Annotated in this window: 17 protein-coding genes and 1 tRNA gene; 4 read left to right on the forward strand and 14 right to left on the reverse strand. The window is 54.5% G+C overall.

Annotation, left to right across the window (positions count from 1 at the left end; translation table 11 throughout):
• Positions 1-12: 12 nt before the first annotated feature.
• From FBF26_01945 to FBF26_01960, 4 genes are all read right to left on the reverse strand, one after another.
• A complete protein-coding gene (locus FBF26_01945; protein QJU10024.1) occupies positions 13-1,569 on the reverse strand; it encodes a HAMP domain-containing histidine kinase in 1,557 nt (518 codons plus the stop codon).
• Complete coding sequence (locus tag FBF26_01950) at positions 1,521-2,660, reverse strand: DUF3048 domain-containing protein (GenBank protein QJU10025.1); 1,140 nt, start codon at positions 2,658-2,660, stop codon at positions 1,521-1,523. Before FBF26_01950 ends, FBF26_01945 begins: the two co-directional genes overlap by 49 nt.
• 87 nt (positions 2,661-2,747) lie before the next feature.
• Positions 2,748-4,181 carry a glutamate--tRNA ligase gene (locus tag FBF26_01955; protein QJU10026.1) on the reverse strand — a complete coding sequence of 478 codons (1,434 nt, stop codon included), beginning with the start codon at positions 4,179-4,181 and terminating at the stop codon, positions 2,748-2,750.
• A gap of 66 nt (positions 4,182-4,247) precedes the next feature.
• On the reverse strand, positions 4,248-5,192 hold the full coding sequence (locus FBF26_01960; GenBank protein QJU10027.1) for a DUF4367 domain-containing protein: 945 nt from the start codon (positions 5,190-5,192) through the stop codon (positions 4,248-4,250).
• A gap of 88 nt (positions 5,193-5,280) precedes the next feature.
• Here FBF26_01960 and FBF26_01965 point away from each other — a divergent pair, with 88 nt between their 5' ends.
• A complete protein-coding gene (locus FBF26_01965; GenBank protein ID QJU10028.1) occupies positions 5,281-6,768 on the forward strand; it encodes a PEGA domain-containing protein in 1,488 nt (495 codons plus the stop codon).
• A gap of 36 nt (positions 6,769-6,804) precedes the next feature.
• On the opposite strand, the gene FBF26_01970 is transcribed toward FBF26_01965, so the two are convergent.
• Complete coding sequence (locus FBF26_01970; protein ID QJU10029.1) at positions 6,805-8,241, reverse strand: sortase; 1,437 nt, start codon at positions 8,239-8,241, stop codon at positions 6,805-6,807.
• 110 nt (positions 8,242-8,351) lie between these two features.
• Between FBF26_01970 and FBF26_01975 the strand changes: the two genes are divergently transcribed.
• Positions 8,352-8,439: transfer RNA gene (locus FBF26_01975), tRNA-Leu, on the forward strand.
• 82 nt (positions 8,440-8,521) lie between these two features.
• Here the strand turns inward: FBF26_01975 and FBF26_01980 are convergent.
• From FBF26_01980 to xth, 6 genes are all read right to left on the reverse strand, one after another.
• Positions 8,522-9,181, reverse strand: a complete 660-nt coding sequence (locus tag FBF26_01980; protein QJU10030.1) for a hypothetical protein — start codon at positions 9,179-9,181, stop codon at positions 8,522-8,524.
• Between the two features lie 62 nt (positions 9,182-9,243).
• Entirely contained in the window at positions 9,244-10,035 is a 792-nt protein-coding gene (locus FBF26_01985; protein ID QJU10031.1) for a hypothetical protein, read from the reverse strand.
• Positions 10,001-10,735 carry an HAD-IB family hydrolase gene (locus FBF26_01990; GenBank protein QJU10032.1) on the reverse strand — a complete coding sequence of 245 codons (735 nt, stop codon included), beginning with the start codon at positions 10,733-10,735 and terminating at the stop codon, positions 10,001-10,003. Before FBF26_01990 ends, FBF26_01985 begins: the two co-directional genes overlap by 35 nt.
• Positions 10,736-10,782: 47 nt before the next feature.
• The gene (locus tag FBF26_01995) at positions 10,783-11,601 is read right to left on the reverse strand and encodes a D-alanyl-D-alanine carboxypeptidase family protein (GenBank protein QJU10033.1); all 819 of its coding nucleotides are present in this window, start codon (positions 11,599-11,601) and stop codon (positions 10,783-10,785) included.
• Positions 11,602-12,486, reverse strand: a complete 885-nt coding sequence (locus FBF26_02000; protein QJU10034.1) for a D-alanyl-D-alanine carboxypeptidase family protein — start codon at positions 12,484-12,486, stop codon at positions 11,602-11,604.
• Positions 12,483-13,283 (reverse strand): exodeoxyribonuclease III, encoded by an 801-nt coding sequence (gene xth, locus FBF26_02005; GenBank protein QJU10035.1) that lies wholly within the window; start codon positions 13,281-13,283, stop codon positions 12,483-12,485. The genes FBF26_02000 and xth overlap by 4 nt, the downstream gene beginning before the upstream one ends.
• Positions 13,284-13,325: 42 nt before the next feature.
• Between xth and FBF26_02010 the strand changes: the two genes are divergently transcribed.
• A complete protein-coding gene (locus FBF26_02010) occupies positions 13,326-14,366 on the forward strand; it encodes a glycosyltransferase family 4 protein (GenBank protein QJU10036.1) in 1,041 nt (346 codons plus the stop codon).
• Entirely contained in the window at positions 14,357-15,679 is a 1,323-nt protein-coding gene (locus FBF26_02015; GenBank protein ID QJU10037.1) for a glycosyltransferase family 4 protein, read from the forward strand. Before FBF26_02010 ends, FBF26_02015 begins: the two co-directional genes overlap by 10 nt.
• Here the strand turns inward: FBF26_02015 and smpB are convergent.
• Genes smpB through FBF26_02030 form a run of 3 tightly spaced genes read right to left on the reverse strand, consistent with a single transcriptional unit; the run spans position 15,627 to position 16,991 of the window.
• A complete protein-coding gene (gene smpB, locus FBF26_02020) occupies positions 15,627-16,106 on the reverse strand; it encodes an SsrA-binding protein SmpB (protein ID QJU10038.1) in 480 nt (159 codons plus the stop codon). The two genes, FBF26_02015 and smpB, sit on opposite strands and share 53 nt — an antisense overlap.
• Before the next feature lie 8 nt (positions 16,107-16,114).
• Positions 16,115-16,693 (reverse strand): hypothetical protein, encoded by a 579-nt coding sequence (locus tag FBF26_02025; protein QJU10039.1) that lies wholly within the window; start codon positions 16,691-16,693, stop codon positions 16,115-16,117.
• A 52-nt stretch (positions 16,694-16,745) separates the two neighbouring features.
• The gene (locus FBF26_02030) at positions 16,746-16,991 is read right to left on the reverse strand and encodes a hypothetical protein (protein ID QJU10040.1); all 246 of its coding nucleotides are present in this window, start codon (positions 16,989-16,991) and stop codon (positions 16,746-16,748) included.
• Between the last annotated feature and the right edge of the window lie 87 nt (positions 16,992-17,078).

Genomic DNA, 17,078 nt, shown 5'->3' on the forward strand with positions numbered 1-17,078 from the left:
ACTTCCCTCCTCTTATCCTCGATACATAGCGTGATTTTTTATCCAGCCACCGCCCTGGCGAATCAGATTGCGATTGAGCTGTCCGTCCTCGAGCAGCTTGTCCTTGACGGCGGCGTACACCGGCACGGTAAACGAAAAGACCGAGCCTTCGTTCTCTTTGGAGCGCGCGGTGATGTGGCCGCCGTGACTCTCAATAAAGGCCTTGCAGATGTAGAGGCCGATGCCGGTGCCAGAAACGGTCTCGCGGCTGCGGTGCGAGCGGTAGAATTTGTGAAATAGATTTTTGACGACGCTCGGTGGCATGCCGACGCCGTTATCGGCGACGGAGACTTCGATAACATCGCCCTTTTGTTCGGCACTGACCGAGACAGTGCCGCCCTCGAAACTGTATTTGATGGCGTTGTCGATGAGGTTGGAGATGACCTCGCTGATGCTGGAGCGGTCGGCGGCGATGGTCGGCAGGTCGCTTGGGATGCTGATATTGAGCAAGCGGTGCTGCGTTGACGCGCGCAGCTGCATGTCGTCGGCGATCGAGCCATAGATGTCAGACAGCGAGTCCTCAGTGAGGTGGATACTGAGATGGTGGCGGTCGAACTTAGCGACGTTGAGGATATTGTTGATATAACCAGACAAGCGGTTGGCAGACACCGTCAGCCGTGCTAGTAGCTGCGGCTCGTCACCTTTCAGGCGGCCGGCTAGCTCCTCGGCGAGGACGTCGAGATAACCACGAATGATGGTGATCGGGCCGCGGAGTTCGTGGGCAGCGAAGGAGATGAAATTGAGGTCTTCTTCCTCGGGTAGGTATTGGGCCGAGCGGTCGATGAGGACGATGACGGTCTCGCCGGGTGCGTCTTTTTGGTAGGAGGCAATGATGTCAAAGAAGCGAGTTTTTTTGAAGGCACCGTTGGTGGTAGCGACGCGGCGCCAGGTACGCTCGGCGGAGACTTGGCGGGCATCGGCGTCGCTGAGCCAGGCTGTGAGCGACTGCTCGTTGAGAAAATCCAGCGCCAGATACGGCTGGCCGTCGGCGTCAGTGGCAATTGGTGCAGCCTTGTTGGCGGAGATGATACGCTTGGCGGGATCGAGGACAACGATGCCGCAGCTGGTGTGATTGAGCGCTTGGGTTAGCAGCGCGTCGGGACTTGGTGGCGGTGCGGGTTGAGTCGGCTCATCATAGATGAGTTCAAGGACGGTCTTGAAGCCGGTCTTGGCGTGTTGCTCGGCGTTCGGATTTGGTAGAGGTGTGGTGGTGCGCTCGCCGCGTTTATGGATCAGCGCAGTCAAGATATTATCTAGCGGCCGACCAGCAATGATAATCAAGGCAACCGAAAAAAGACTGCCGACAATAAAAATCGTGCCAGTGATTAGCCAGAACGTCGGGTGACTCCACGAGGTGACGCCGGTGACACTGAGAATCACACCACCGATGAGCGCTACGGCTGCCTGCCCGGCCAGTGCACAGGCGAACAACATGCGCCGGTGGTATCGTCGAAAGCTGCGAATTGACATGCCGCCAGCTGTCATCGCCACGTGACGGATCCCCGCCCGGGCGTAAACACGCCGATCCATGTTTGGCCGCGACCCAGGGTAAAGTCTTTGCCATTCTCATCAAGCAATTTGAGCGGTGCGGTGAGGCTATCTTTCTTCCAGGTGATGGCGGTAGCGGTGCCGTTCTGGAAGACGGTCGCCTTGCCCGAGCCAATGGTGACGGTGTCCTCGTAGCCATCTGGCCCGACGCGTCGCTCGAGCGGTGCTTCGAGAGCGATGACCACGCGTGGGGCGATCTGGCCACCTTCCCGGTCGGCGTGCGGTGCGCCAGCTAGTGAGCGTTTGTAGGTGTTGGTCGCTTTGTCATAAGCATAGGCGGTATTGTAAGTGCTGCCGCTAAAGTTGAGCTGGATAGTGGTGGCATTTGGTGTCTCGACCGGCTTGCCATCACCACGCTTGAAACCGGTAAATGATGATTCTTTGAAACCTTTACTAGCATTCAGGGCGTCAAGTTTCTCACCGGATGTGTAGACATTGTGTGGGGCGCGGCGGTCGCTGGCTCGCCAATAACTGCCGCCATTAAAGAACTGGTCGATGTCGCGGTAGCCGCTGCTGCGGACGGTATCGAGAGCGTTCGGGCTGCCGCCGACGTGGGCGATGGAGGCTTGGTACTGCGCGCCCCAGCTGAGATAGTAAAGGCGGAGGCTACGAACTGGGCCGATGAGGCCGGGCTTAGCGCCCTGATAAACAGCGAGGAAGCGCGTGATGCCACCCTCGGCGACGGCCTCATAGACGATACCGGCTCCGGAGAGGCCGGACTGTGGGCGAGCATCAGGGCTGTTCTCGATCATGACGGCGGTGACGGGCTGCTTGGTGGCTGCTTCGTCAGCGACCTCGAGGCCGGTGAGCGGTGAGTAGAATTTGGTTGGCTTTTTCTTAGCGGCGAAAAACGGCAGACCACCGTCGTGCTGGACAGAATTGATAGCGACGATGAAAATACCAGCGATAACCAGCGAGGCGGTGATGAGGACGATCGCCCACAAATGCTTTTTGCACCACTGGGCAAACGAGCGTTTTTTGGCCGGGGCGTTTGGTGATGCCGGCTCAAGTTTAGCTGATTTTACCGTCGGTTTTTGGGCCGCGGTGGCTGGGCGAGGATTCTTGATATGCATGGGTTTAGTATAGCATAAGCGACATATCCGGTAAACGGAACAATGCAGTGACTGATCGGCGTATTTCGGTATACAACCTGCCCCGAATTACGCCGCCGAGAACGCGGTAATTCCCCGCTCAAGCCGCGCCAGCGTGCGCTCGCGGCCAATCAGCGCTAGTGTATCATTCAGCTGCGGGCTAAACGGCGCCCAGGTGATGGCGATACGGATGAGGCTAAAGAGAATGCCGGGCTTTTGGCCGGTAATTTCTAGCAATTCGTTCAGCCGAGTCTGGACTAACTCTGGTGTCCAGTCGGTGAGGTTAGCGAGCTCCTGGTGGGCAGTCTCTAGCAATTCGCGCCGCTCATGCTCAGACAATTTCTTGAGTTGTTTGTTGCTGTCGATGAGCTCCATGTTAATCTCGGGCTCCGCAAAGAAGTAGCCAAATCCGCCGAGGTCACGCAGGGTTTTTAAGCGGTCTTGCGCCAGGGCCAGAACGCGCTGGCGATAATCCTCATCTGCCGCAGCTGCACTATCTGGCCAAAAATCGTTGGCCCGCCGGACTAAATCGTCTAGTGCTAGCGAACGGATAAATTGCCCATTAGCCCACAATAGTCGTTTTTCGTCAAAGCGAGCGCCGGAGCGCTGCACGCGGTCGAGGCTGAATTTGGCGGTTAGCTCACTCATGGTGAAGGTCTCTTGCTCGGTGCCGTCGTTCCAGCCCATGGTGGCGATGAAACTATCCAGCGCCTCTGGCAGATAGCCGTCGCGGATATAATCTAGCACGTCTTTGGCGCCGTCGCGCTTGCCTAATTTCTTGTTGCCCTGCTCGTTCATGATATGCGGCAGATGCGCGAAAACAGGCCGCGGCAATCCTAATGCCTCGTAGAGTGCCAGATAATTTGGCATGCTCGAGATGAACTCTTGGCCGCGAATAACGTGGGTGATATTCATCTCGGTGTCGTCGATGATGTGGGCAAAATTGTAGGTCGGGTAGCCGTCAGACTTGATGAGGATGAAGTCGTCAACTACCTCGGGGCTGGTGGTGACGTCACCCATGACCTCGTCGTGGTAGGTGTAGCTTTTGGGCTCAGTCTTGAAGCGCAGCGGCATCGTGCCGTCCCACTCCGGTGGATTGTCAGGGCGATGATCACGGTAGCGAAAGGCGCGCTTCTCGGCCTGGGCGGCGTCGCGAAATGCTTGGATTTGCTCAGGTGTGTAGGGATCAGCGTAGGCGCGGCCGGCGTCGATTAGTTTCTGCGCCCACTGGCGGTAATGTTCGAGCCGCTGGCTTTGGATGTATGGTCCGTGTGGCCCACCAATGTCCGGGCCTTCGTCGTAATCGAGGTGCAGTGCCTTGAGGCTGGCGATCAGATGCTCGCTGCTGCCGGCAACTTCGCGGACCTTGTCAGTGTCTTCGAGGCGTAGGATAAATTGGCCGCCGGCCTGCCGGGCGACGAGAAAAGCAAACAATGCCGTGCGAATGCCGCCAACATGCAAAAACCCTGTTGGTGAGGGTGCGAAACGAGTGCGTGTAGTCATGGGGTGATTATAGCACGCGGGCGCGGCGCTGGTAAACGTGATGGGTGTGCGTGCTTACGGGGCTGATTATAAACTAGTGGCGATTTTGGTGACTTGCTCGCTTGACAATGCCCCGCCGAGGGTGATTTGGTAGAGGACGCCGCCATTGATCCAGCTGGCCGTCCGGTCGGTGCTGTAAATAGTCAGACCGCCAGCGGTGGTGGTTTGGACCTCACCGCCGTCGGCGGTCAGGGTCTCTTTGAGGGCGGCGGAGTTGAGTGAGCTTTTTTGCTGGGTGATGGTGTAGGATTGGCCGCCGTCAGCGTAGGCAAATTTCATGCGGACTTCCCCGCTCTTGAAGGTAATTGGGCCACTCAGCGCATAGCCACTTGGGCGGTAGCCGGGGTATTTGGCGTTGATACCAGATTGGATAGCGGCGATGCGGGTGGAGATATTGGGCATACCGAGGTAGGTGAAATAGCCACCGATCAGCATGATGGCCAGGCCGACGGAGGCGACTTGCAGCCAGCGACCCATGCGACTCTTTGGTTTTTTGGCGCGGCGCGGCGCTTTTTGCGGGACAGTGGCGCGCTGCAGGGCTTCGGTGATGGCTTCGTTTTTGAGAACAGCGGCTGGCTTGGGCGCGAGGGCCACTGGATGCTGCTTGGCTGGAGCTTGGTTTGGTTTAACGATACGAGTTGAGTGATGATGCGGCGTGGCTGGACTGCGGCGAGTTGCAGTTCGGGTGGTCCGATGAGGCTGTTGGGCAGCACGAGCTTGAGCGCGCACCATGGTCGGGTGCGGTTCGGCAGGACGGTCACGCCTGGTTGGCTGCGGCTGGACACTCGGCATGCTCGGCGCAAATTTATTGACATGAACACTCATCGGGACGGAGGTGTTGCGCGTGATGTCGAGGCGACTGGCCAGGCGACGCTTGGCATGTGACGGCGCGGCGACATGGCGGCGACTGAGTGTCGTTGATTTTTGGCCGGCAGTTTTGTGGACGGTTTTATGGATGATTTGTTTGTTCATGAACCCCTCGTATTCCTAATGCTTATATTTTATTGTACAAAGAGGACATGCTTTTTGCAAGGGGCGAAATGTGGTATAATCTCTCATTATGTATCGAAAACAAAAGCGTGGTCTAGAACTTGCTCGCAGGACACTGATTTATACCATTATGGTGCTGACGGTGTGTATATTGGCGTTCATTTTGATTTTTCATACGCTTGGCTATCAGCTGAATCTTAAGACGCAGACGGTTGAGCAGCGGGCGCTGGTGCAGTATGATTCGCGGCCGCAAGGCGCACGGGTGTTTGTCGATGGCATGGAGCTCGGCAAGACACATATCAAGGGCATGCTTCCTGAGGGGCAGCATCAATTTTCCATGCGCCTGGATGGCTATGACGAGTGGCGCAAGGTCGTCGAGGTTAAGGCCGGGACACTGACCTGGCTATCATATGCGCGGCTGGTGCCGAGTGAGCGGGTGGTGAGTTCGGTCAAGGAATTTTCGTCGCTGGCCTCGGTGCGATTTTCGCCAAATTGGCGGTTCATGTTGGGCGTGATGCAAGCGACCGATGCGCCGAAGATCGTCTGGGGCGATTTGCGCGATTCGGATAAGCCAAAGTTTAATGAGGTGACATTGGATACGTCGGTGGTGGCGGGTTACGGCGGCCAGGCGACGGCGCACACGTTTAAGATTGTTGAGTGGGATTCGGGTAATCGCTACGCCATTCTCAAACACACCTACGCGGTCGAAGGCCAAGGTGAAAAAGTCCAGTGGCTGAAAGTCGACCGCGAGAATAAGACAGTGGTTGACATCGCGAAAGTGATCGGGCTGGAACTAAAAGATGTGCGCTTCCTCGGTGAGAGCGGCAACGAACTATACATACTACAGTCGAGCGGCGAACTGCGGCGAGCGGACTTAAACGCAGCGACGATTTCTGCGCCGCTGATCAGTCATGTGCAATCGTTCTCGGTGTATGGTGCGGATTATATCACCTACGTCGGGACAAATGGTACGAGCAAGTTGCAGCTGGCGGGAATTTGGCGCAAGGACTGGACTGAGCCAGTGGTCGTGCGGCGACAGACTGAGGCGGAGGCCTCGACGCCGTTGATGATCAAGTTTTCGCGCTATGATAATAAAGACGTGCTGGTGGTTGGCGTCGGCTCGGCGGTGACGCTGCACATGGGTGCGGCGCTAGACGGGTCGAGCTCGTCGGCGTCAAAATTACTTGGTCGCGTCAAGTCGATCGCTGCCGGTAAACCACTGACCGAGCTGGATCTGAGCGGTACTGGGCGGTTCGTCTTGATGCGAACGACGGCTGGCTTTATGAGTTATGATATTGAGCGGCAATCGATGTCGCATGATACGGCGCTGCCGACGGGAACGGTGCTTGACTGGCTGGATGATTATCACGTGTGGAGTGTTGAGGGCGGCAAGCTGGTGATGCGCGAGTTCGACGGCGCTAATCAATCGACGATGCTGGAGGCCAGCGAAGGGTTTGATGCGTCACTGTCGCACGACGGCGACTGGCTGTATGCTTTCCGCCGAGCTGATAACGGCACGGTGACGATGTCACGGCTACGGATGACGATCAAGCGCTAAGCACACCAGGCTAACTCTCTTATTGCTATTCTCGCTCTAGTCTTTGGCACCGAATAATCGTTCGAGTAATGTCGGCGATGGCTTACCCGGGATAGCGGCGGATCGAGTGGTGACTGGCTCGGTTGATTTGGCAGCGCCAGATGGATCGGGGCTAATTTGCTCGGCAAAGACCAGCAGGCGTTTTTCAGCAGTGCCAAGCGGTACACAGCTGATCAAAGTGAGCATCGGCTTATCGGTTTGAATTTGGACACGGCTGACCTCGTTTGGCATAACGACTTCTTTCTTGGTGACGGCGTAGGTGTAGCGCTTGCCCTGGTAGTGCATGTAGATGATGTCGTCTTTGACCAGCTTTTCGTTTTGAGCAAAGACAAACTTGTGGTCACCGGGCGCAAAGGCATCGTTAGACGAATGCGCCGAGAATACAGCATTACCAACTTGGCCAGGCACGGCATTAGCGCCAGCGATCGCGAAGTGGGCAGCACCCTTCTCCATCGCTTTCATCTGAGCGTTATGGTCGGCCGCGTTAACACCGTAAATGACCGGCACATCAACGTTGAGTTTAGGAATGATCAGCCGTGGGTCGGGGCTGACAGTGGTGCTACTTGCTGGATTGACGATGATGTTTTGTGGATCAACATTGCCTGGGGTGGTGTAGGCGGCGGCGATGCCAAATAGAACGCGGTTGTACTGCAAAAAGACGAACGCTAGCAGCACCAATACACCCGCCAGTGCCGGGATGAAGTGGCGTGACTTGGTGACTTTTTTGGCCTTGTCACGGACGGTCTGCTGGATCTGGGCACGGAGGCGCTTGATGGGGTTTTGGGTGGACAACATATCAGTCATGGCCGGCGCGGCGGCGGTGTTAGCGTCGCGAGCAGACTGGACCAGCCGGTCAAATTCCTGTTGCTTTTGATCGAGGTGCGAGGCATAATAGCGCTCGTAGTACATCTGGTAGTATTTTTGCCACGAGCTGTGGTACTGCTTCCACTGGTCGGCGGTGATTTGCGGCTGATGAGTGGGGGTTTTTGCTGGAGCGGTTGGTTGCGGCTGTGTGGTTGGTGGCGCGGCGGTGGGCTTGTCCGTTGACTTGTTCGCTGGCTGGGGCTGAGGTGACTCGGTGATGTGAGCGGGATGAGCAGGAGATGGCGCTGTGGCTGGCTGGGTCGGTTGTGCTGCCGGTGGCGCGGTGTTCAGGGCGTGTGGGCTTGGCGTGCGCGGTGGCGGCGTGACAGTGGTGCGCTCGGTCGGTTCTGGATGTGGCTGCTCCGTGGGCCGCGGCTGAACCACCGGTGTGGTGTGTGGCGTGGACTCGGTGCTGCGACCGCCATATATAGCATTAATTTGATCACGAATAACATTAGCGGCAGCAGCTTGCGAGCCAGAATAATCACGTGGTGGCGGCGTCAGTGGACGAGGTTGACTCGAGATTGGCGCTCCCACTCGCCTGCCAAACTGATCGTCATGTGGATTCATCACCCCTTATTATACGGGAAAACGTCGGAAAGATAAAGTATCCGGGCTCTTGCTGATGTGGTAGCGGCCGTGGTATAATTACCCTCGGATGACTTGGGGCGTTCTCTCGTGCCGCGGTGGCGGAAATTGGTAGACGCGCTAGACTCAAAATCTGGTGAGCAATCGCTCGTGCCGGTTCAAGTCCGGCCCGCGGTACCAGAGGTCGCCTCAGTTTGTTTAATTTTATTCCCGTTTTGTAGCGGGAGTTTTATTGGTGGCAATACCTTATGAGAAGCTAATGTTAAGAATGAGAATGATGTCCGCACCCTTTCTTCTCTGGCTTTTGTTTTAGTGGCGGCAGAAGCATACAGTCAGCAACCTGTAGATCGAGAGAATGACCCTCATTACTAAAGTCAAACTCGATGAGGGACTGTTCGTTAAATTCTCTCCCCGAGAGATTGTTCTGCGTGATACCGCCAACGATGACGGTTGGGTCTGTCGGCAGCATATTTTCTGTCCAGCGAATCACATGCCGTCTACTAATTCCCCTGGGAATCTTGGCAATGGTGACGTGTGGCTTGAATTTTTTATGGTGAGGAGTGGTAGCCCCTGCTTCTATAAATGCTTGCTTGATACGTCGTCTTTCTTCCCGCGGTAAAGTTTGGCTGAGGTCATTGAATACCAGAGTGAGTGCACACTCTCCTAATATACGAGCGCCAACTACATTGAGCTCAAGGCTCTTTTGTGATTGTTCCGGTAGGCGGACCTGCAGTCTAGACGGATGTAGAATCTTTGGGTATTCTCGTGCACCTAGGATAGTAAGATGACGCTCCCCGGATTGCGTTGGTTTTATGGGGTTGTCATTCAGTCTACTAAATCGTTCCTGTATCTCTTGAGCAAAATCTGGATCTGACAGAGGAAATTCAGCCACAGGATGGTAAATCAGGCATTTTCGTGACATAGCTATCCTTGTTATACCGCGTAGTCTATAAATCGTCAAGAGCTGGTGGGAACTGCCCCGGTTTATACGCTAGCGGCAATGCTGGTGCTGATGGCGGCTAACGGTGCTTCGGGTGACCACAAGAGGTAGCTGGCGGCGTGCGCAGCGGTTTGTCCGCGCCACAGCTGCATCGGCTCGGTCCAGGCTTGGGTGACGACTTCTCCGCCCCGTGCGATGACGAGTTGATCGGCATGAAAAACTACTAATGTGACCGGATAGGTGATGGTGAATTTGTGCAGCGCCTCGACGAACTGCGCCAGCTGCATGCTGAATGTCAGGATTTTTGGATAGTAGACGCTGCGAAAGAGTTTCTGTACTTGGGCGAACGAGGCGACAAAGACGACGTGGGGATTGTCGAGGATGGCGGAAAAGCTGTTTTGCACCAGGTCGATGGCGTCGCGGCTCAGTACGACCGGCCGGTGGTACTGGCGCACAAATTGCTCGTACAACGCGGCTGTTTCACTATTTTTGCCGGCGTCGCCGATCAGCAGCATGACGCTAGCCCACTCGCCGAGCACAGCCAATTCGCCTGCCGCCGCGCCGCTGAGGCCGCCGGACGGATTGGTCGGTGCAAATAGAACGTCGGTCATCGCTGTTGGCACGGTGCGACGCAGCGTGTCGGGTAGCACAACTCGTACTTCGCCTGCCCCGGCGTCACGTGCTGCCTGGTAGCTGGTCGCCACCGCCGCAAACCCAAGCTTGTTACCGCCAACGATCCCCAGTCGCCCGGCCTGGTCGCGGCGCTCTGGTCGATTCCATTCGACGTCAGGAAACAGCGGCTTAGATTTTTCCTGCCTGCGCCAAAAGGTATCCACGTTCGCCTTTCTCGAGTTCAAATACTACGCTTTTACGCTCCAGGACAATTGGCCAGCTGTTGGTTTTGGCAATTTCAAGGAGCTTTTCCGTGGGATTAAACACGACGGGATGTTCAACCATCGCCAGGAGGTGCCGGTCGCCCTCGCTGTCGCCAAACGCATAACTGCCAGCAAGCGTTAGCCCGTGCTTATCAATGATTCCCTGGAGGATCTTGTCTTTATTGGTATACGTCTTGGTGGTAATTGTACCGGTAAAGGTATCGCCCTGCCGTTCATACACCTGGGCCGCCCAGGCATCAAAGCCGTATTTTTTAGCAAATGGCTCGACCAGCTCCTGCTGCGAGCCAGAGATAGCGATTAGGAAGTAGCCCGCTTGCTTTAGCTCGCGCAGGCGATGTCGCGTGTAGGTGTAGACGTGGTCGAGCTCCCTCTCGGCGATACTGCTTGCCACCTCGTCGAACACCGCGGTCGGGATGTCAGCCAGCGAACGAGAGATAGCATTGACCAAACTCAGTTCGTACTCGTCGTAGGCGTCTTTTGACTCTCGCCGTTTCCAGCTGAGTAATTTTTGCTGAATGATCGAGGCGTGGACTTCGGGGATGGCTCCAGCATCAATCAGCCCAAGCACCAATTGCCGGTACAGCCCGCCGCGAATGAGCGTGCCGTCGATGTCAAAAACCGCGAATTTCTGCTGCTTCATCGCTTGATTATCTCGTATTTTTAGTTTTCTCGCAATAGCTTACTGCATCATGAAGGAGATGACTTAGCAACTGATGCATTGTCGCGTAATTTGACCATGTTTTGGTACACTTCGTCAAAGGTCAGCCCCGATTTGTGGATGAGGCTAGCCAGGTCTTTACCGACATAGCGGAAGTGCCAAGCTTCGCTCGCGACGCCGGTGATTTTTTCCTTACCCTTCGGATAGCGCAGAATAAAGCCGTATTCGTGGGCATGAGCGGCCAGCCAGCTGGCAGTTTTTGGATCAAGCGCGCAGTCGCTAAAGCGGGCCTTGCATTTCTCAGAAAAGCTGGTCAAGTCAACCGCTAGGCCGAGCTGGTGTTCGCTGTGGCCGGGTTTGGCGACGTATTCATCGGTGTGGGCGGCGCCGTTTTTGGCGGTGGTTTCAGTGCGGACTTTGGCTTGGGCGGTGCCGGAGCGGTAGGCGCTAGAGACGAGGACCGGTAGCTTGGCCTCAGCCGTGGCTTGGCGCAGTTGCTCCAGTGGCTCTTTGACCATCGGCTGCACGCGCTTATCCTCTATCCAGCTCGGCGTACCATCAGTAATATCAGTCAGCGGCGGCTCAAAGGCTGGGTCGATGCCCTGCTTGCCCGAAACGTACGACCAGATTTTCCCAGTTTGTAAATATTTCCACGACGGAAAGGTCAAGTCGCGATTGGTCCGGTCGAGACGGATGGTGATCGGCTGGAAATTATACAGCGGCGAATGAGCGACCGACTCTGAGGTTCGATTGACGAGCTGCGTGCCACCATTGATCATCAGCAGTGTCAGTGTCGTCCATGCCGCCAAAACCATGGCCACGACCGCGCGTCCCACCCTGTGCTTCATCTATTGTGTCCCTCGCTGCTTGAGTTCAGTCATTGCCTTTTCAATATACGACCAAGCCTCCTCCATCGTCAAGCCCGACTGATGTAGAGCGCCCGCTAGTTCCCGCCCAACGTAGCGAAAATGCCATGGCTCGTACTGATAGCCGGTGATCGGTTCCTTGCCCTTCGGATAGCGTAAAATGAAGCCGTATTCATGGGCGTGGGCAGCCAGCCATTTGCCGGCGGCGGTTCGTTCGAAACAGTCCTCCACCCAGCAAGCTTGGTCGGTGCTGCCAAAGTCAACGGCCAAGCCCGATTGATGCTCACTATGACCGGGGCGTGAACTAAACCGGTTGGCCTTAGCCTCGCCGTGCTGACGAACGTTGCTAGCAAAAAGTGAAGCCTGAGTAGCATAGCTGCGGTAGCCTGATCCGACGTAGATGGTGACACCGGCATTACCAGCAGCGGCGACTAATTTCTCGAGGTCAGGCATGAGCACGGCGCGGAGCGAGCGCTCGTCCTGGCCGCGGCCGGGTAGTGTCGGCACGCTGACGAGGTGGAGGTCGTTGGGTTGGTAACGAGGATTGGCAAAGGCTCGGGATTTGTTGACAATTTTCCAGATGTCAGCATCATCTGCATCATTAACGATGCGCGCAGGGATCGGTGTAGCGTTTGGCAGAGCGATGGTAATTGGTGCAGCTGGCGCTGGAGTTTTCGGGCTGTCGGGATCTTTTTCTTTGGGTGTCGGCGCGGGCTGCTCTTGGCTGATAGGCTGCTGGGCAGTGGTACGCGGCGGGTTGAAATGACGGAGGGTGAAATAAGTCGCTACAGCACTACTGGCGATGATCAGCACGGCACCCAGGCCAAGGAGCAGCTTACGTTCCCTCAAGCGCTTGGTAATTTTCATACCTCAACCTCAATGCTTACCGGGCAGTGATCGCTACCCATTTGTTCGGCGTGAATCTCAGAGTTAATGACGCGGTTAGCGATTTCGCGTGACGCCAGCCAATAGTCGATCCGCCAGCCGACATTGCGCGCCCGGGCGTTAGCCCAGTGCGTCCACCAGGTATAGGCGCCGGTTTTCTCAGGGAAAGCTGCCCGAAAGGTATCGACAAATCCAGCGTCTAGGTAATTCTGAAAGCCTTCCCGCTCCTCGTCGGTGAAACCGTGTTTGCCAACATTAGGCTTTGGATTTGCCAGGTCAATTTCTTGATGCGCCACGTTCATATCGCCGCAGTATAATACTGGCTTGACTAGCTCCAATTCCTCCAGATAGGCCAGCACCGCTGGATCCCACTGTTTATGGCGTAATTGCAGCCGGGCCAGATCCCCTTTCGAATTTGGCGTATAACATGTCACCACCCAAAAATCATCGAACTCGGCAGTGATGATGCGCCCTTCGTCCGCTGGGTTGCCATACTGATCGCCGGTCAAATTAAACCGCTCGATGATGGCCGGCGGCAGCCCGTCGCGCCAATGCAGCGGCCGGATTTTCGAGAAAATCGCCGTGCCAGAATAGCCCTTCTTGGCAGCCGAATAAAAATGCTCGTGGTACTCTGGCAGGTCAATTTCTACCTGGTTGCGTGCGGCCTTGGTCTCTTGCAGGCATACAATGTCTGGATCGTAGGTTTGCATAAAGTGGGCAAACTCACCCTTGTTAATGACGGCGCGGATGCCATTGACGTTCCAGGAAAATAATCGCATTCTTGTATTATACAACGAATTATCATGGTATAATTGCTAAATATGACTAAAAAGACATCCCGAATCGTGGTCAATATGATTTCGGAAAGTGAGTTTACGGTCCAAGGACATGGTGTACATACAGCTTATAAGGAGATTACTGGTGCCTTGGAAAAACAGCCTGCTATTGATATTGCCATTAACACTAATCGATCGGCAGATATAGTTCATGTACAGACAGTGGGTATGTATGCATTGGGACGGTTGCTGCGCAAAAACGGTAAAAAAATTGTTTCAGCACACTTGGTACCAGATAGTTTCATTGGATCATTGAGGGCGGCCAAATACTGGAAGCCAGTTGGTAAATTGTGGCTAAAGTTCTTCTACAGCCGGGCCGACCTTGTGCTGGCCTGTTCCAAGATGGTACATGATGAGCTGGTCCATGACATGAAATTGTCTAACGTCAAGGTGCTATATAATACCGTTGACATGGCGCGATATCAGGTCACTGCTGATGATCGCCATGTTGCACGTCAAGCGTTACATCTGACAGAACGTGATTTTGTCGTCATCGGTAATGGCCAAGTGCAGCCTCGCAAACGACTTGACACCTTTATATCAATCGCTCGTGCAATGCCGGATGTTACGTTTTATTGGATTGGTGGTATTCCATTTAAACATCTTGGGGCTAAATACGAGTCAATGCAAAAACTTATTAATTCAGTTCCTCCTAACCTTACGGTAACCGGTGTTATACCGCTCGAAGATGTGCGTCAGTATTATATGGCGGCTGATGTGTTTGTATTGCCGGCTACTCAGGAAAATCATCCTGTGTGTGTACTGGAGGCAGCTGGTGCTGGATTGCCGATAGTATTGCGTGATATCCCGCAGTATGACGATACATTTCGTGGTTCGGCAGTTATGGCGGATACTGATGAGCAGTTTATTCAATTAGTAACCCGTCTCAGAACAGATGCGTCTTTTCGCCAGTCAGCAATTCATGGTGCTAAAAAAATTGCTGAACGATTTGATAGCGGTGCTGGCGCCAAGCGCTTAGTCGCGATGTATCAAGAGTTGCTAAAAGAAGATGAGGTATGCGCGTAGGTTTATTCACCGATACCTATCGGCCGTCGATTAACGGCATCGTTTTTGTGGTCGAATCGCTCAAGCGCGAGCTCGAAGCGCTGGGTCACGATGTCTACGTGTTCTGTCCCGCCAAGTCGATGAATCCCGCCAAGCAAGCCGAGCTGCTCAACGAAGACCCGGATTCGCACATCGTCCGCTTTCCCTCGATCAAGGGCGCGTTTTTTGATGATTACGATACGTCGGTGTTCTTCCCGCCAGTGGTGCAGCGTCGCATCAAAGAGCTAGAGCTCGACATCGTGCATATCTTTACGCCGTCGCAAATCGGGCTGGTGGGTGTTAGCGCGGCGCACAAGCAGCAGATCCCTTTGGTCATCCAGCACTGCACCGATATGTACGAATTTGCCGAGCATTATCCGGCGGTGCTGCCGGGGATCTTGACGCTGGCTGGCGTGGTGCTGCCACTGTCGATTAAGTTAAGGGGCCGTGATTTATTTGAATTGGTCAAGCTATATCGGCCGCGTGGTATCACCAAATGGAACCGGGCCATCATCGAGTGCGTCATCACTATCCTCTACAGCAAAGCCGACGCTGTCATTGCCCTCAGTCGCAAAAGCGTGGCTCAGCTCAGCGGTTGGCAGGATGACGATCATCTGTATGATTTGACATTACTGCCAAATGGTGTCAATGCTCTGCCGCGACCGTCAGCGGCTCAGCTCAAGGCCTTTCGGGCAGAGTGGGGTCTCAGGGCGTCTGATGAAGTATTTGGTTTCATTGGGCGGCTGGGCGAAGAGAAAAACTTACCGATTCTGATCAAAGCCTTTGACAAGTATGTCGCCAAGGCTCGCCCTAAATCAAAATTACTGTTCGTTGGCGATTTCGAGTACCGCAAAAAACTCGAGGCGATGGCGGCCGAGAGTAAGTACGCTGATCGGATCATCTTTACCGGCGCTCTGCCGCGCGAGGAATTAGGCGTAGCGTATCAGGTGCTGGATGTGTTTTGCTTCCCGTCGCTCAAGGATACGCAGGGCTGGGTGCTACACGAAGCGGCGCACGCCCGTAAGCCAATCGTCATCATTGACACGCAAGTATCCGAAGTAGTGCGTGACGGCGTAAATGGTATCTTCGTGAAAAATCGGCCCAAGAGTATGGCAGATGCCATTATCACGCTGCTCCGTTCGCCAGCGCGCCGAGCGAGGTTTGGCGCTGAGAGTAAAAAAATAGCGGCCACGTTCACCGAGCGCCGCCAAGTTCGCAAATTAGAGAAATTATATCGCCGGGTTATCGCCCAGAAAGCTGCCGCCGCGTCTCGCGATCTTGATCGCGCCGCTTGATAGTCTCGCGCTTGTCGTAGGTTTTTTTACCCTTGGCGAGGGCGATGACTACCTTGATAAATTTGCCGCTGGTCAGTAATTTGGTCGGCACGATGGTCATGCCCTGCTTTTTTGCTTCGGTAAAGCGCGCTAATTGGCGTTTACTGACTAATAATTTCCGCGCCGAAGTATCAACGCTGCGAGTATTTGCCTGGCCGCGAACGTTCAATCGCAGCGAAAAACTAGCATTATTCAGCCACAATTCACCATTTCGCATGCTAACAAACGCCCCCTTCAGCTGCACGTGCCCTTCCCTGGCAGCGCGCACTTCCATGCCCGCCAGCACCAGCCCGGCCACAACCTCCTCGCCCAACTCATAGTCAAATCGCGCTCGGCGATTCACGACGGCGTGAGTGGATGGTTTTTTGGTCTTGGCGGGCTTGGTCACGTGAATTATTATAGCACGTGAGCTGGGGCTTCAATGAGGTCCCAGTCTGTGTATGGCTCAATAGGGCCATTTTCAGAATCGTTAAGCGTTTTCTTTGATAATTCGTCTAATGTATGCCGAATGCGACCCTTGCAATCAAGTAGCAAGTTGGTTAGGTCGTGAAGCTGCTCACGACGCTCCTCGTCAGTACTAGTGCTAGATAGAATTTCTCTCATTTGCGTGTCAACGAGAGCATATAGCTGATCTTGGGGTTTCTTGCTATGCTCATAGTTACGGAGTGCATCGTATGCATTATCTGAACCAACTCTATCGCTAGCAAATTCCTGTCCAGCAGCTTCAGCAATGCCCCGTGCGATAATTCTTTGCTCAGTCCAGCTTACTACTTCTGTGAGAATACCAAGGTTAGACAGGGTCATTTTGGCCGTCTCAATAGATTGTGCATTAGCCGTGGAGTAAGCGTTAATATCTACGTTCTGGCAAAGATCAAAGATGCTGATGTACTTAGTATCTTCATGGTCAGGGGTTGCCTCCTCTTCGGAGGGGGTAATCGTAGTATGTAGTGCTGGTGGTGTTATCTCTATACTCATGGTTTCATACTATAACATTGTTTATCTATAAATGCAAGTAGTATGAGGAATTTTAGTGATCATCAACCGTTAGAGGTGGTTCATCCGTCAGAGCGCTGACTCGCACGGCGGCTACCATTCCTAGTTGTTTGATATCATTTGACCACTGATCTTTCCAATGTTGATTCTTTCTCTTGGCCTTGTCTTTGGCCTCATGTATATCAACAATCAGCTGCAGCATCGTGTTGTTAAGCGTGCCTTCGATTAGCTCGCCGTCAGCATCACGATCGCAAACGAAGCCCTTGATTGCCTCGTTCATATTCTTGGTAATTTCATCCGTTGGGGTGCGGTCTCGCCGTCAAAAAACAGTCAGTCGGCCCTGGCCATAAGGGTGATATGCTACAAT

The sequence above is a fragment of the Candidatus Saccharibacteria bacterium oral taxon 488 genome, assembly GCA_013100825.1.
Lineage (GTDB): Bacteria > Patescibacteriota > Saccharimonadia > Saccharimonadales > Saccharimonadaceae > Nanosynbacter.

What these genes read in the sequence shown, in the direction of transcription:
- FBF26_01945 (QJU10024.1), bottom strand. Translation starts at nt 1,569, where the DNA reads ATGGATCGGCGTGTTTACGCCCGGGCGGGGATCCGTCACGTGGCGATG.
- FBF26_01950 (QJU10025.1), bottom strand. Translation starts at nt 2,660, where the DNA reads ATGCATATCAAGAATCCTCGCCCAGCCACCGCGGCCCAAAAACCGACG.
- FBF26_01955 (QJU10026.1), bottom strand. Translation starts at nt 4,181, where the DNA reads ATGACTACACGCACTCGTTTCGCACCCTCACCAACAGGGTTTTTGCAT.
- FBF26_01960 (QJU10027.1), bottom strand. Translation starts at nt 5,192, where the DNA reads ATGAACAAACAAATCATCCATAAAACCGTCCACAAAACTGCCGGCCAA.
- FBF26_01965 (QJU10028.1), top strand. Translation starts at nt 5,281, where the DNA reads ATGTATCGAAAACAAAAGCGTGGTCTAGAACTTGCTCGCAGGACACTG.
- FBF26_01970 (QJU10029.1), bottom strand. Translation starts at nt 8,241, where the DNA reads ATGAATCCACATGACGATCAGTTTGGCAGGCGAGTGGGAGCGCCAATC.
- FBF26_01980 (QJU10030.1), bottom strand. Translation starts at nt 9,181, where the DNA reads ATGTCACGAAAATGCCTGATTTACCATCCTGTGGCTGAATTTCCTCTG.
- FBF26_01990 (QJU10032.1), bottom strand. Translation starts at nt 10,735, where the DNA reads ATGAAGCAGCAGAAATTCGCGGTTTTTGACATCGACGGCACGCTCATT.
- FBF26_01995 (QJU10033.1), bottom strand. Translation starts at nt 11,601, where the DNA reads ATGAAGCACAGGGTGGGACGCGCGGTCGTGGCCATGGTTTTGGCGGCA.
- FBF26_02000 (QJU10034.1), bottom strand. Translation starts at nt 12,486, where the DNA reads ATGAAAATTACCAAGCGCTTGAGGGAACGTAAGCTGCTCCTTGGCCTG.
- xth (QJU10035.1), bottom strand. Translation starts at nt 13,283, where the DNA reads ATGCGATTATTTTCCTGGAACGTCAATGGCATCCGCGCCGTCATTAAC.
- FBF26_02010 (QJU10036.1), top strand. Translation starts at nt 13,326, where the DNA reads ATGACTAAAAAGACATCCCGAATCGTGGTCAATATGATTTCGGAAAGT.
- FBF26_02015 (QJU10037.1), top strand. Translation starts at nt 14,357, where the DNA reads ATGCGCGTAGGTTTATTCACCGATACCTATCGGCCGTCGATTAACGGC.
- FBF26_02025 (QJU10039.1), bottom strand. Translation starts at nt 16,693, where the DNA reads ATGAGTATAGAGATAACACCACCAGCACTACATACTACGATTACCCCC.
- FBF26_02030 (QJU10040.1), bottom strand. Translation starts at nt 16,991, where the DNA reads ATGAACGAGGCAATCAAGGGCTTCGTTTGCGATCGTGATGCTGACGGC.